The sequence below is a fragment of the Glaciihabitans tibetensis genome (assembly GCF_003003265.1).
Lineage (GTDB): Bacteria > Actinomycetota > Actinomycetes > Actinomycetales > Microbacteriaceae > Glaciihabitans > Glaciihabitans tibetensis.
The window spans coordinates 163969-177535 of sequence record NZ_PVTL01000005.1 but is presented as its reverse complement, the minus strand read 5'-3'; the positions used below and the strand labels follow the sequence as shown (position 1 = coordinate 177535).

Below are 13567 nucleotides of genomic sequence, written 5' to 3'. Positions count from 1 at the left end.
TCGCCCTGCTCGCCCTGCACGCCCTATGAAAGGACACGTCCATGCCCCGCTCCACGACTCGTCGCGCCATTCCGTTCGCCGCCGGTGCTCTTGTTGGAATCCTCACCCTCGCGGGCTGCTCGAGCACCTCCGACGCTGACAGCGCCGACTCGGACACCCTCGTCGTCAGCACCTTCGCGTTTGGGGTTGAAGAGTTCCAGGAAGCCATTGTCGATCCGTTCACCGAGGCGACCGGCATTGAGGTCGAGGTGGAGACCGGGTCGAACGCCGACCGTCTCTCGCAGCTGCAGCTCGCCGGGGGAGACCCGGGCATCGACGTGATGCTGATCAGCGACTATTACGCCGCCCTCGGCCAGGAAGACGACCTGTTCCAGCAGGTCGACGCCGCCCAGGTTCCCACCATCTCCGAGATCGCCGAGTTTGCCACCGAAGACACCTACCTCGGCCCGGCGTACAGCTACCAGCTCAATGGCACGCTGTACTCGACCGACGCCCTGACCGCAGCCCAGGCCTCTTCCTGGGACCTCTACGGCGACCCGGCGTACTCCGGACGGCTGGCGCTGCCGGATATCGCCGTCACTGCCGGCCAGCTGACCGTCAGTGGCATCGCTGACACGTTCGGCGATGGCCCCTACGACATAGACACCGCCCTGGAGACCCTCTCCGACTGGGCGCCCGGCATCCTGCAGTTCTACAGCTCCTCCACCGAGGTGACCAACCTGCTGACCCAGGGCGAGATCGTCGCGGCCGACTCCCTGAGCGGCTTCGCGACCGACCTCGTCGCCTCGGGCGAGCCGATCGCCTGGACGGCACCAGAAACGGGCCGCTACATGGCGACGAACCGTGCCATGATCCCCACCGGCGCCCCGAACGTTGATGCCGCGGAGCAGTTCATCGACTACCTGCTGTCGGCTGAGGCCCAGACTTCCTCGGCCGAAATCGTCGGCGACCTGCCCGTGAACCTCGCGGCGACCGTCCCCGACAGCATTACCGCCGTCGTCGGAGACATCGTCACCGACCCGGTGGCCGCAGGCTACGAGACCCTCGACCCGACCGAGCTGGTGCCCACCCGCAGCGAGTGGGTCGACCGCTTCGCCCGCGAAGTGACCGCGAAGTAGCCCGTGACGCTCGACACCGCCCGTCCTGACGCCGCGACGACCGAGTGGATCAATCGCATCCCAAAGGTCGACCTGCACTGTCACCTCATCGGCACCATCCGCCCCTCCACTTTCGCCGAGCTCGCCCGGCGCGAGAACCTGGCGCTGCCCGCTGACCCCGAGCGCATCTTCGCCGACATCAACTCCCGTCCGCCGGATCCGGCGCTCTACCGCGACACCGTGATCCCGGTGCCGCAGGGGCAGTCAACGAACGAGCCCACCGTCTCCTACTCGCTCTTCCAGGTGTCCGCCTGGGCCGTCGCGGTACTGCGGAGCGCGGAAGACCTGACCCGAATTGTGTACGAAGCGTTCGAGGACGCGCACCACGCGAGCAACACCCGCCACCTCGAGCTCTTCTTCGACGGGGTGCCGTCCCATCTGCATTCGCTGGGCTATCGCGGCAGCGTCGAGGCCTACGCGGAGGGTATCCGTATGGCCGAGCGCGACTTCGGCATGACCGGGCGCATGATCGCCGGCATCGATCGCAGCCGCAGCGGAGAGGAAGCCCTTGCCCTCGTCCGGCAGGTCGTCGATAACCCGCACGAGTATGTCGCCGGGATCGGTCTCGACAACCTCGAGACCGCAGGTCCGCCCGAACGGTTCGTCGACGCCTACCGGCTCGCCGGCGAGGCTGGACTCGGCCGCACCGCCCACTCCTCCGAGCATGCCCCCACCGCCGCCAATACGGTCACCTGCCTCGATCTGCTTGGCTGCGACCGGATCGATCACGGCTACTTTGTGCTCGAGGATCCCGCCGTCGTGGAACGGGTGGCCGAGCAGGGCGTCGTCTTCACCGTCGCCTCGACAACCTCGCGCCGGTCGTGGCGGCCGTGGCGGCGCGCCTCAATCATGGCGATGGTCGATGCGGGCCTGCGCGTTGTGCCGTGCTCAGACGACCCGGGCATGTTCCCCACCACCCTCGGCGCTGAGTACGAGATCATGTCCGAGATGGGCATCGACCGGGACCGACTCTCCGCGATGGCGCTCGACGCCGTCGAGGCATCCTGGTTGCCCACGACCGACAAGGCACGGTTGCGCGCCGAGGTCGCAACGGCAATCGCTGCGCCCTAGCCGACTCGCCTCGCGCGGTACCGACGCTCCTCAGCCGACTTGCCTGGCGCTGGATCTCCACTCCTCAGCCCACTCGCCTAGCGCGGTACGTGGTCGATTCGACCGTCGTTCGTGCCGAATTCATTGAGGCGGATGCCGCGGGGCCCGCGCCCTGCCCCGCGAACTCATCGAGGTGCCTCAGTGTCGCCCGCAGCTCGGGGCTCTGCGCGGCGTCGATGAGTGACGCGGTCTCGCGGTAGTGCCTGAGTTGGTGGGCGGGGAAGGCTTCCTCCGACGGCACCGGAACGCCCGCAAACAGTTCACGCTCGACGACGAGAGCCTGGGTGGACGTGTCGTACCCGCCCAGCGCCGGCACGATGTCGTCGGTGTGACGCACCGCGAGCACCGGGATGCCCGACGGAATCTGCACCGGTCCGCTCGGCGCCCCGAACGTCACCAGGGCCTGCGTGTTGTAGTTGCCGGAGGAGGCCACCACCGCCGCGACCAGGCCTCCCTGCGAGTAGCCGGTCAACACCACCGGGCTGGTCGCGGTGATGCCCGCCTGCGCCATTGCCTCCATGACCGCGGCGGGAGACGCCGCGGGCATTCCCGCTATCCCCGTGATGTTGCTGGTCATATCCCAGGGCTCTTCATCGGACACAACTCCGAAGTCGATCGTTCCCGCGACGTACACCTCGAAGCGGTCGGGTTGCCCCGGGGTGGAGTAGCGATCGATCCGGATCTGTTCACCCGTGCCCGCGGACGGCCGCGGTATTCGCGCAGCCCGGCCGGCGAGCGAGCGCGGGGCCGTGGCGGGCGCGGCGGTGGATTGTGTCACCGCAACCCCACTTTCCCGAAGCACTCCGGCCGTGCGACCGAGCAGCACGACGAGGGTCGCGGCGGTGCTGAGGTTGGTCAGCCCCGCGCCCTCGTCGCCGAGCAGGGTGAGGAGTTCAGCGGGAAGCTGCAGCGCGCCGCCGAGCACGTCGTCTGAGCTGTGCATTGCTCCGCGCACCAGCGCCACCGTGATCGGATCGCTCAGCACCTCGTTGTGCTCGCGCGCCCACTCAGCAACCCCCCGGAGCACCTCGCCCGGACTCTCGCCCGGCGCGAGCGTCCCGAGCGCAACGGCGACGACGGCGCCGCCCAGCACCGGGAGTGCCAGCAGCACGGCGAGGGGGAGAAGTGTGCCCACCGCGTGCCCCAGGCGCGCCGCAAGTTGCTGGCTTAGCCGGGTACTGAATGCCTCCGCGACGCCGTAACCGTGCATGGCAGTGCGCAGCATCCACGACACTCGTTCGGCTTCGCCCCGGCATCCCACAATCAGGTCAAGGGCCGCCGCCGCGGCTCGATCGGCCGCGACCGCGCTCACCGGGGCGTCGAGGGCCACGAGCCAGGCCTGGCCGTACCGGTGGCTGACCGCCGAGACCAGGCGGCGTACCTCATCGAGGTCCCCGGAGAGTCTCATCAGCGCGTCCGCCTGGCTCCGCAGCTCATCGGAGGCGACGATCACGGTGCCGCCGCCCGACACTACGAGGCCTGCGGTGCCGTCGTGGTCCCGGCTCACCGCAACAGGGTCCGCTCTGCGGTGTGGGTCGCGTTGCGTGCGGCCGTCAGCTCGTTGATGGCCGCGGTCAGCGACGAGCGCAGCCGTGCCAGCGCGAGGTCGTACGCGCCGCGCGCGGGTCCCTGCCACTGTGCTGTATCAACCGTGGGCACCAGGTGCGCCGCCCGTTCGAGTCGCCAGAGCGCCGAGCTGAGATCCGTGCGCTGTTCGGCCAGCACGGCTAGCAATCGGAGATCGCCGCCCATCGTCATCTCCGCACCCCTTTCCCTGCTCGTTGCTCGCGCACATCACGTGCGCACGTCGCCTCTGGGCGTCACGTCCGCACTTCCTCGCACAAAGTCTTCCGGGCGACGATCATTCGCCAGCAGGTTTGCGGATATCCGTTGCCTCGGTGCCGCAGATGCGTCATGTGAAGGAGGGGAAACTGCGGGACACTAGGGTAATGAGCTTCGACCGCACTCTCGCCGAGTCGGCACTGTTCCGCATCTGTTTCGTCTGCACCGGCAATATCTGCCGCTCTCCCATGGCCGAGGCCGTGTTCAAGAGCCTGATCCGCAAGGCGGGTCTCACCCACGCGATATCCGTGATGTCGGCGGGAACCGGCGACTGGCACGTGGGTGAACCGAGCGACTCCCGCACGGTAGCCGCGCTGGCGGCCCAGGGCCACGATGGCAGCTCCCACCGGGCCAGGCAGTTCGACCCGGACTGGTTCAGCAGCCTCGACCTCGTTGTGGTCTTCGACCGCAGCCAGGAACGCATCCTCCGCGCCTGGGCCAGCAACGAACCCGACCGCTCGAAGGTGCAGATGCTGCTGAGCTTCGACGGCGACCATCCCGACTCGCTGGATGTGCCCGACCCCTATTACTCGGACGCGGTTATGTTCGACCACGTCCTCGGCACGATCGAGAAAGCCTGTAACTCGCTCTTTCGCCAAATCACCCCAGGAATCCGACAGGGAGTCTCATGAGCCCACTGCCCGCGCAGCCAATCAGTCCACTGGATGGCCGCTACCGCGCCGCCGTCACCGATCTCGGGGAGCACCTCTCCGAGGCCGGCCTGAATCGCGCCCGCGTTCGGGTCGAGGTCGAGTGGTTGCTGTACCTGACCGACCACGAGCTCTTCGGCTCCTCCCGGGTCAGCGCCGAGCAGGCCCGCCAGTTGCGTTCGCTGGTGACGGACTTCGGGCAAAACGAGATCGACGAACTGGCGCGCCTGGAGGCGACAACACGCCACGACGTCAAGGCGGTCGAGTACCTGGTGCGGGGCAAATTGACAGAGCTGGGGTTGACGGATGTCGCTGAGCTCACGCACTTCGCCTGCACCAGTGAAGACATCAACAACCTCTCCTACGCGCTGACGATCGGTTCCGCCGTGCGCGAGATCTGGGTACCGAAGCTGACGGCGGTCATCGAGGCGTTGCGCGAGCGTGCGCTCACCTACCGTGGCCAGGCGATGCTCGCCCACACCCACGGCCAGCCCGCGACCCCGACCACCGTCGGTAAGGAGTTCGCGGTTTTTGTGCACCGCCTCGAGCGCCTCAAGGCGCAGGTGGACAGCACCGAGTACCTCGGTAAGTTCAGCGGTGCCACCGGCACCTTCGCCGCCCATGTCGCCGCGGACGCCAGCCAGAACTGGCCCGCTATCTCCCGCGAGTTCGTCACCTCCCTCGGCCTCGACTGGAACCCGCTCACCACCCAGATCGAATCCCACGACTGGCAGGCCGAGCTGTACTCCCGCATCAGCCACACCAACCGGGTGCTGCACAATCTCTGCACCGACATCTGGACCTACATCTCGATGGGCTACTTCAGCCAGATCCCGCAGGCCGGCGCGACCGGATCATCCACCATGCCCCACAAGATCAACCCGATCCGGTTCGAGAACGCCGAGGCAAACCTCGAGCTGTCCAGCGCGCTGCTCGACTCGCTCGCGGCGACCCTGGTTACCTCACGGCTGCAGCGCGACCTGACCGACTCCACCACCCAGCGCAACGTCGGCGTCGCACTCGGCCACTCGCTGCTGGCGCTCGACAACATCACGCGCGGCCTCGGCGAGATCGCGGTCGCTGCGGTCAAGCTCGAATCCGACCTCGATGGCAACTGGGAGATCCTCGGCGAGGCCATTCAGACCGTGATCCGCGCAGAAATCACAGCGGGGCGCAGCGCCATCGTTGACCCGTACGCGATGCTCAAGGAGCTCACCCGCGGCAAGCGCATCGGGCAGACCGAGCTGGTGGCGTTCATCGACGCGCTCGACATCGGCGACGAAGCGAAGGGCCGCCTGCGGGTGCTCACTCCGGCCGGCTACGCGGGTCTGGCGAGCGACCTGGTCGACTTCGTCGAGAAGGTCTAACCCGCGGGCCTGGTGCGCACTGTGTGAACTCAGTGTGCACTGGGAACTCAGTGTGCGCTGTGAAACTCAGTGCGCGCTGGGCCGGGGTGGCTTGTCGGTGTGGTTTTGCTCATCGAGGTCGGTCTGCTCCGCGTCATCCACCTTCACTGACAGCGCGAGCATCGCCAACGTCATCAGGGTCAGGATGAAGCCGACCCCGAAGAAGATGACGCCCAGGCCGAAGTCACGAGTGGACGCGGCGACGACGAGGCCGAGGAACACGGCAACGATCCCGGAGAGCACGAGCAGTTCGAGCGGACGCAGACGGTCCTTCCGGCTGGGGGATGTCACGATGGGTTTCCGTCCTGTACTGCTTCTGTCGGGGCTGCTTCTGTCGGGGCTGCGTCTGTCGAGCCTGCTTCTGCCGCGGCCACTTCTGCCGGAGCCCACTTGAGGGATAGCCCGGCGATGACGAGATAGACCGCGGCGATGGCGCCGTACGCGCCGAGGCACCCGACGACGATGATTGAGGTGCTGAGCACTCCGCTGACGCCGTTTTGGCCGGAGAACTGCTGCTGTAGGTCCGGCGGCACGACCAGCACGACCACGGCAAGAATCACGGTCAGACCACCGACGAACAGCCAGTCACGAGAGGCCGCGTGGCGACCGCGCGTGCGCAACCCCGCATAGAGCTCGAGAAACCCCGTGAGCGCGGCCCAGGCGCTCAACAGGAACAGGAAGAACCCGAGCCCGGCGCTCGGCCAGATGAGCGCAACCAGACCGGCGAGCACGGTCAGAATGCCCTGCCCGATGAAGATCGACCGCTGCACGCCCGCGCCGAGGGGGCGCGAACTCAGCAGGGCGAGCGCCAATCCGCTGAGAACCGCGAAGATCCCAAAGCTGAGCAGCCCGAGCGTGGCCGAATGATCGGCATTGAAGGTGATCAGCACCGCCATCAACGCCGCCGGAATCGCGCGAGCCAATGGAACGTACCAGTAGGCAGCGTCGCGGGCGGGAGTATCTCGGCTGGCCATAGGTTTTCAGTTTACGCTGTGCGGCCTCGACGGGTGACCCGCTGCCAGCTACCGACTAGCTCCCCGGCGGGAGGTCGACGAAGCGCGAGAAGTGCCCGTGGAACCCGATCACCAGCGTGTCGGTTGGCCCGTTGCGGTGCTTCGCGATGATGAGGTCGGCCTCACCCTGCCGCGGGCTGTCTTTCTCGTACGCGCTTTCGCGGTGCAGGAGGATCACCATGTCGGCGTCCTGCTCCAGCGAGCCGGACTCACGCAGGTCGCTCAGCGCGGGCTTCTTGTCTGCACGCTGCTCGGGCCCACGGTTCAGCTGGCTGATCGCGATGACCGGCACACCGATCTCCTTGGCCAGCAGCTTGAGCGCACGGGAGAACTCCGAGACTTCCTGCTGGCGCGACTCGACCTTTTTACCGCTGGTCATCAGCTGCAGGTAGTCGATGATGACCATCTTCAGCCCAACCTTCTGCTTGAGCCGCCGGCACTTCGCGCGGATCTCGACCAAGGTCATGTTGGGGCTGTCGTCGATGTAGAGCGGGGCATCGGCGATCTGGCCGCGAATGCTCGCGAGCTTGGTCCAGTCGCGAGTGTCGACGGTGCCCTTACGCATCGATTGCAGGGGGACGGATGCCTCGGCGGACAGCAATCGCATCGCGATCTCACTGCGCCCCATCTCGAGGGAGAACACAATGGTGGGCATGTCGTTATGGATCGCGGCAGAGCGAGCGAAGTCCAGCGCGAGGGTCGACTTACCGATGGCGGGGCGGGCCGCAAGGATGATCATCTGGCCCGGGTGCAGGCCGTTGGTGAGCGCGTCGAGCTGGGCGAAGCCGGTTGGTACACCGATCATCTGCCCGTCGCGGCCGGCTGCCGCCTCAATCTCGTCCACAGCCGACGTAACGGCCTCGGAGAGGGGAACGTAGTCCTCGCTCTCCACGCCTCCGGTAACGCCGTAGATCTCGGCCTGGGCGTTGTTGACGAGGTCGACAACCTCGCCCTCGCTGGCGTAACCCATCTGCACGATGCGGGTGCCGGCTTCGACCAGGCGGCGCAAAACGGCCTTCTCCGCAACGATCGTGGAGTAGAAGCCCGCGTTGGCCGCGGTCGGCACGATCCCGGTCAGGGTGTGGAGGTACTCCGCACCCCCCGCGCGGGACAGTTCGCCCGACTTGGTGAGTTCGTCGGTGACGGCAATGACGTCGGTCGGCTCGCCGTGGGAGTAGAGCCCGAGAATTGCGTCGAAGATGATCTCGTGTTTGGGGATGTAGAAGTCCACACCGCGAACCGACTCGACGACGTCTGCAACAGCGTCCTTGCTGAGGAGCATGCCGCCGATGGCGCTCTGTTCGGCAAGCAGGTCGTGGGGCGGCACCCGGTCTCCCGGCCGGGTCTCCGAAGAAACACGCGAATCACTGGCAAGTCCCAGATGAGCTATCGACATGTGACACCTCCCAGTGACTGACTATTTATCTAGTTGTATCTCGAACGGCAGACAACGGCGCTGTCGCCCTGCGGTCGCACCCCAAAGCGATCTGAGCCGGCGATCCAACAACACCCCTTGATCAACCGGAGAGGCTTCACCATAAGAACACCCACTACGCCGCCACAACTCACCCTGTGGATAGAGCTGTGGAATTAAGTGGAGAAACGCCGCATGTGGTGTGGGGAACCTGTGGAGAACACTGTGCACAACTCGGCCATTGTGAATTTTATAAGGCTCTTGACCAGCACTTAATCTATTCACATGGCGTGTGTAGAAATATGGTTGAAGTGGCGGTTGAAGGTTACTTAAGGTAGGGGCCACCTGTGCACAGACCTGTCGAATCCGGGCACAAAAAAGTGATAGCCCGGAGCGCGTGCTCCGGGCTATCACTCGGTGAAACTACTTCGCAGCAACCACCTGGAGGGTGATCGTCGCGATGATGTCGTCGCGAAGACGAACGGTCGCTTCGTGCGTTCCGGTCAGCTTGATCGGGGTCGAGATCTCGATCTTGCGCTTGTCAACGCTTCCGACGCCAGCAGCGGCGACGGCTTCGGCAACATCCGAGGTCTTGACGGAGCCGAACAGGCGTCCGCCCTCGCCAGCCTTGACAACCAGCTTGACCGTGGCGGCCTGGAGCTTGGCCTTGAGGTCCTGAGCTTCCTCGATGGTGGCGTGCTCGCGGGCTACGCGGGCTGCCTTGATCGATTCGACCTGCTTCTCGCCACCGCGGGTCCACTGGACTGCATAGCCCTGAGGAACGAGGTAGTTACGGGCATAACCGTTCTTGACGTCGATGACGTCTCCGGGGGCACCGAGGCCGGTGACCTCGTGCGTGAGGATGAGCTTCAACATATCAATGCTCCTTAACGGCCTGAGCCGGCGTAGGGAAGAAGCGCCATCTCGCGTGCGTTCTTGACGGCACGGGCGATGAGGCGCTGCTCCTGAACGGAGACACCGGTGATACGACGGGCGCGAATCTTTCCACGCTCCGAGATGAACTTACGAAGGGTCGCAACGTCCTTGTAGTCGATAACGCCAACGCGAATCGACTTTGCCGGGGCGGCGGGCTTGCCACCCTTGGCGTTGCGGAGAGGCTTGCGGCGGTCGCCGCTGCTCTTTCCAGCCATGGTTATTTGTCCTTAAGGTCTAAAAGGGAGTTTCGTCGCTGTAGCTGCCTGGCGTGTTCCACACGTCGCTACCGGAGGAATCCGGTGCGCTTGCGGCCCACGGCTCATTCGCTACCTGGGGGGAGGAGCCACCGCGGGCACCGCCTGCTGAACCGCCGCCGCCTTCGCGGGACGATGCGGCACGGGTGACCTGGGCAGTCGCGTAACGCAGGCTGGGGCCGATTTCATCGACTTCCAGCTCAATGCTCGTACGCTTCTCGCCTTCCTTGGTCTCGTACGACCGCTGCTTGAGTCGGCCGGTAGCAATGACGCGGGAACCCTTGGTCAGGGATCCGGCGACGTGCTCGGCAAACTCACGCCACACGCTGGCACGAAGGAAGAGGGCATCGCCGTCTTTCCAGTCGTTGCTAGCGCGGTCGAACGAACGCGGAGTCGAAGCAATGGTGAAGTTCGCAACCGCAAGCCCGTTCTGCGTGTAGCGCAGCTCGGGGTCACTGGTGAGGTTTCCCACCACGGTGATAACGGTTTCGCCTGCCATGGACTACTCGGCAACCGTTTCTGCCGGCTTTTCAGCAGCAGGGGCGGCGGGCTTTTCCGTAGCAGCTGCAGGCTTGTCAGCTGCAACTGCGGGCTTTGCAGCAACGACGGGGCGGGCGGCCTTGCGGGCTGCCTTCTCCTCTGCGGCCTTGGTGGCTTCTGCGACCTGGGCGATGCCCTCTTCGGCGCGAAGCACCTTGGTGCGCATAACGGCTTCGCTGAGCGACAGCTGGCGGTCGAGTTCCTTGGTGGACTCGGCCTTCGCGGTCAGCTGAACGACGGCGTAGATGCCTTCGGTCTTCTTGTTGATCTCGTAGGCCAGGCGACGACGGCCCCAGATGTCAACGTTGTCGATGGTTCCACCATCGTTGCGAATGACATTGAGGAACTTGTCTAGGCTGGGAGCCACGGTGCGCTCATCGATCTCTGGATCGAGGATCACCATGAGTTCATACTGATGCGTCATAAACCCACCTCCTTCGGACTAAAACGGCCACAGACGATCTGTGACAGGAGGGTGTTGACGTGTCGAACACGACCAACGTGGTCGAGACAACCTGCCTAGTCTAGGGGTCTACGTCACGCCTATCAAGGAGCAGTCTCAGTCATGACCCTTCGGGTTGCCATCGCAGGTGTAGGAAACTGCGCCAACGCACTAGTTCAGGGCGTCACCTTTTACGCCACCGCCGAGGACGAAGAACTTGTCCCCGGGCTCATGCACACCCGTTTCGGCCCGTACCGGGTGCGGGACATCGAGTTCGTCGCCGCGTTCGACGTGGATGCCGACAAGGTCGGCCTCGATCTGGCCGACGCTCTGTGGGCGGGCCAGAATGACACCTGGAAATTTGCGGATGTCGCCGCCACGGGCGTCCAGGTACTCCGCGGCGAAACACTCGACGGGCTGGGGGAGTACTACCGCCAGGTCGTGACCGAGTCCGCCGCACCCGCCGTCGACATCGTGCAGGCCCTCAAGGACAGCGGCGCCCAGGTTCTCGTCTGCTACCTCCCGGTCGGTTCGGAAGAAGCCGTGCGCTACTACGCACAGGCCGCCATCGATGCGGGCGTCGCCTTCGTCAACGCGTTGCCGGTGTTCATCGCGAGCGATCCGGTCTGGGCCGAGAAGTTCCGTGTCGCCGGCGTTCCCATCGTGGGCGACGACATCAAAAGCCAGCTCGGCGCGACCATCACGCACCGGGTGCTCGCCCGACTGTTCGAGGAGCGCGGGCTGGTCCTCGACCGCACGTACCAGCTCAACGTTGGCGGCAACATGGACTTCAAGAACATGTTGGAGCGCAGCCGGCTCGAGTCGAAGAAAATCTCGAAGACCCAGGCGGTGACAAGCAACATCGACGCCACGATCGCCCCGGAGAACGTGCACATCGGCCCGAGCGATCACGTGCCGTGGCTGAACGACCGCAAAATGGCCTTCGTTCGCCTCGAGGGACACGGCTTCGGCAACGCGCCGACGAGCATCGAGTACAAGCTCGAGGTGTGGGACTCACCCAACAGCGCCGGAGTTGTCATCGACGCCATCCGCGCCGCCGGTATGGCCCTGGAGGCCGGCCTCGGAGGCCCGGTCGAGTCCGCGTCCGCGTACTTCATGAAGTCTCCGGCGGTGCAGCACCCCGACCCTGTCGCCCGGCAGATGCTTGAGGACTTCATCGCGGGCACGGCGTAACCCCCTAACCCGGTTATCTCGGTCTGGGTGGCCGGTGGCTCCGCCGCCGCACCCCTCAGGCCGGGGTAACCTGCTTAGCCGGTTATGCGTTGCGCTCGGCCCACCAGGCGCGCAGGCGGCGTTCCGCTTCGTCTTCCCCGAGGGGTCCCTCATCGAGACGCAGCTCCAGAAGGAAGCGGTACGCCTCGCCCACTTCGCGCCCCGGCCGCAGTTCGAGCACCCGCATGATGGCTTCGCCATCGAGGTCCGGGCGGAGGGCCGCGACTCCCTCGGCCTCGGCGAGCGCGGCGATCCGATGCTCGAGGTCGTCGTAGGCGAAGGCCAGGCGGTCGGCCTTCCTGCGGTTACGAGTGGTGACATCGGCACGGGTGAGGATGTGCAAACGCTCCAGCAGCGGGCCGGCGTCGCGTACGTAGCGACGCACCGCGGAGTCGGTCCACGCGGCCTCCGTGTACCCAAAAAAGCGCAGGTGCAGCTCCGTGAGGCGGGCGACGGCGGCAATTGTGTCGTTGTCAAACCTCAGCGCCTTGAGCCGCCTGCCCGCAAGCTTCGCGCCCACCACGTCGTGGTGGTGGAAGCTGACCACTCCGCCCGCCTCGACCCGTTTTGTCGCCGGTTTTCCGATGTCGTGCAGCAGGGACGCCAACCGCAGTACGAGGTCGGGGGAGTGGCCGCGCGACTTCTCGTAGTCGATGGCCTGTTCGAGCACCGTCAGGCTGTGCTCGTAAACGTCTTTGTGGTGCGCGTGCTCGTCGATCTCCAGCTTGAGGGCGGGCAGTTCCGGAATCACCAGCTCCGCGAGGCCCGTGTCGACCAGCAGCTGGAGACCGGCCCGGGGGCGGTCGGTGAGCAGCAGCTTGCCGAGCTCCTCGCTGATCCGCTCAACGCTGATGATGTCGAGACGCGGCGCGAGGGCGATCATCGCCTCCACGGTCTTCTCGTCGACCGTGAATCCAAGCTGGCTGGCGAATCGGGCGGCACGCATCATCCGCAATGGATCGTCTCCGAAGGAGATCTCGGCCGACGCCGGGGTGACGATGCGCTGGGCGATCAGGTCCTCGACGCCGCCGGCCGGATCCACCAGCTGAAGCCCGGGCAGACGCAACGCCATCGCATTCACCGTGAAGTCGCGGCGCACCAGGTCACCCTCGATGGTGTCGCCAAATTGCACCGTGGGCTTGCGGCTCTCGCCCGAGTACGAGTCCGCGCGGTAGGTGGTGATCTCCACCTTCTCACCGGCCACGCGGGCGCCGATGGTGCCGAACTCGCGCCCGATCTCCCAGGTTGCCGACGCGATCGGTTTCACGATCTCAAGGATCTCGTCGGGGCTGGCGCTGGTCGTGAAGTCCAGATCGTTGACGGGCCTGCCGAGGAAGGCGTCGCGGACGGGACCGCCAACGAGCGCCAGTTCCTGTCCGGCGGCCGCAAACGCGGTTGCGAGTCGAGCAATGGGGGCAGTGGCGGCGAGAGACTCGAGTCGCCCCAGTGCCGAAGCGACGCTATCCATAACGGTCAAGCTTGCCATAGCGGCGCCGCTCCCCACCGAACGCCGCCGGCCGGCTGGTGGGGCAGTGCAACGAGGCAGTGCAACGACGGGCCCCGCGTTCTC

The 13567-nt window shown here is 65.8% G+C and carries 14 protein-coding genes and 1 pseudogene; 5 read left to right on the top strand and 10 right to left on the bottom strand.

Annotated features, from left to right (window positions below; translation table 11 throughout):
- The first annotated feature begins 41 nt into the window (after nucleotides 1–41).
- Nucleotides 42–1118, top strand: coding sequence for an extracellular solute-binding protein (locus B0I08_RS10610; RefSeq protein WP_106212619.1), 1077 nt, complete (start codon nucleotides 42–44; stop codon nucleotides 1116–1118).
- Nucleotides 1119–1121: 3 nt separating this feature from the next.
- Nucleotides 1122–2228 (top strand): adenosine deaminase family protein, encoded by a 1107-nt coding sequence (locus tag B0I08_RS10605; protein WP_245884752.1) that lies wholly within the window; start codon nucleotides 1122–1124, stop codon nucleotides 2226–2228.
- A 64-nt stretch (nucleotides 2229–2292) separates the two neighbouring features.
- Here B0I08_RS10605 and B0I08_RS10600 read toward each other — a convergent pair whose 3' ends face one another.
- Nucleotides 2293–3774 carry an alpha/beta hydrolase family protein gene (locus B0I08_RS10600; RefSeq protein WP_106212617.1) on the bottom strand — a complete coding sequence of 494 codons (1482 nt, stop codon included), beginning with the start codon at nucleotides 3772–3774 and terminating at the stop codon, nucleotides 2293–2295.
- Nucleotides 3771–4025 carry a hypothetical protein gene (locus B0I08_RS10595; protein WP_146134388.1) on the bottom strand — a complete coding sequence of 85 codons (255 nt, stop codon included), beginning with the start codon at nucleotides 4023–4025 and terminating at the stop codon, nucleotides 3771–3773. Before B0I08_RS10595 ends, B0I08_RS10600 begins: the two co-directional genes overlap by 4 nt.
- 191 nt (nucleotides 4026–4216) lie before the next feature.
- On the opposite strand from B0I08_RS10595, the gene B0I08_RS10590 reads away from it, so the two are divergent.
- Nucleotides 4217–4741: a low molecular weight protein-tyrosine-phosphatase gene (locus B0I08_RS10590; protein ID WP_106212613.1), complete on the top strand. Its 525-nt coding sequence runs from the start codon at nucleotides 4217–4219 to the stop codon at nucleotides 4739–4741.
- Nucleotides 4738–6126 (top strand): adenylosuccinate lyase, encoded by a 1389-nt coding sequence (gene purB / locus B0I08_RS10585; protein ID WP_106212611.1) that lies wholly within the window; start codon nucleotides 4738–4740, stop codon nucleotides 6124–6126. Before B0I08_RS10590 ends, purB begins: the two co-directional genes overlap by 4 nt.
- Before the next feature lie 66 nt (nucleotides 6127–6192).
- Here the strand turns inward: purB and B0I08_RS10580 are convergent, their stop codons facing one another.
- The 7 genes and pseudogenes from B0I08_RS10580 to rpsF form a co-directional block, all read right to left on the bottom strand.
- A complete protein-coding gene (locus B0I08_RS10580; RefSeq protein ID WP_106212609.1) occupies nucleotides 6193–6456 on the bottom strand; it encodes a hypothetical protein in 264 nt (87 codons plus the stop codon).
- Nucleotides 6453–7139: a DUF308 domain-containing protein gene (locus B0I08_RS10575; RefSeq protein WP_106212607.1), complete on the bottom strand. Its 687-nt coding sequence runs from the start codon at nucleotides 7137–7139 to the stop codon at nucleotides 6453–6455. The genes B0I08_RS10580 and B0I08_RS10575 overlap by 4 nt, the downstream gene beginning before the upstream one ends.
- Nucleotides 7140–7194: 55 nt before the next feature.
- A complete protein-coding gene (dnaB, locus tag B0I08_RS10570) occupies nucleotides 7195–8574 on the bottom strand; it encodes a replicative DNA helicase (protein ID WP_106212605.1) in 1380 nt (459 codons plus the stop codon).
- A gap of 441 nt (nucleotides 8575–9015) precedes the next feature.
- Nucleotides 9016–9468 (bottom strand): 50S ribosomal protein L9, encoded by a 453-nt coding sequence (gene rplI / locus B0I08_RS10565; protein WP_106212603.1) that lies wholly within the window; start codon nucleotides 9466–9468, stop codon nucleotides 9016–9018.
- A gap of 11 nt (nucleotides 9469–9479) precedes the next feature.
- Nucleotides 9480–9743, bottom strand: coding sequence for a 30S ribosomal protein S18 (gene rpsR / locus B0I08_RS10560; RefSeq protein ID WP_106212601.1), 264 nt, complete (start codon nucleotides 9741–9743; stop codon nucleotides 9480–9482).
- Nucleotides 9744–9762: 19 nt separating this feature from the next.
- Complete coding sequence (locus tag B0I08_RS10555) at nucleotides 9763–10281, bottom strand: single-stranded DNA-binding protein (RefSeq protein WP_106212599.1); 519 nt, start codon at nucleotides 10279–10281, stop codon at nucleotides 9763–9765.
- Between the two features lie 111 nt (nucleotides 10282–10392).
- Nucleotides 10393–10746 (bottom strand): annotated as a pseudogene (gene rpsF / locus B0I08_RS18165) (30S ribosomal protein S6); the annotation flags it as partial.
- A 141-nt stretch (nucleotides 10747–10887) separates the two neighbouring features.
- On the opposite strand from rpsF, the gene B0I08_RS10545 reads away from it, so the two are divergent.
- Nucleotides 10888–11958, top strand: coding sequence for an inositol-3-phosphate synthase (locus B0I08_RS10545; protein WP_106212595.1), 1071 nt, complete (start codon nucleotides 10888–10890; stop codon nucleotides 11956–11958).
- Nucleotides 11959–12040: 82 nt separating this feature from the next.
- Here B0I08_RS10545 and B0I08_RS10540 read toward each other — a convergent pair whose 3' ends face one another.
- Nucleotides 12041–13465, bottom strand: coding sequence for a CCA tRNA nucleotidyltransferase (locus tag B0I08_RS10540; protein ID WP_106212593.1), 1425 nt, complete (start codon nucleotides 13463–13465; stop codon nucleotides 12041–12043).
- Nucleotides 13466–13567: the final 102 nt, after the last annotated feature.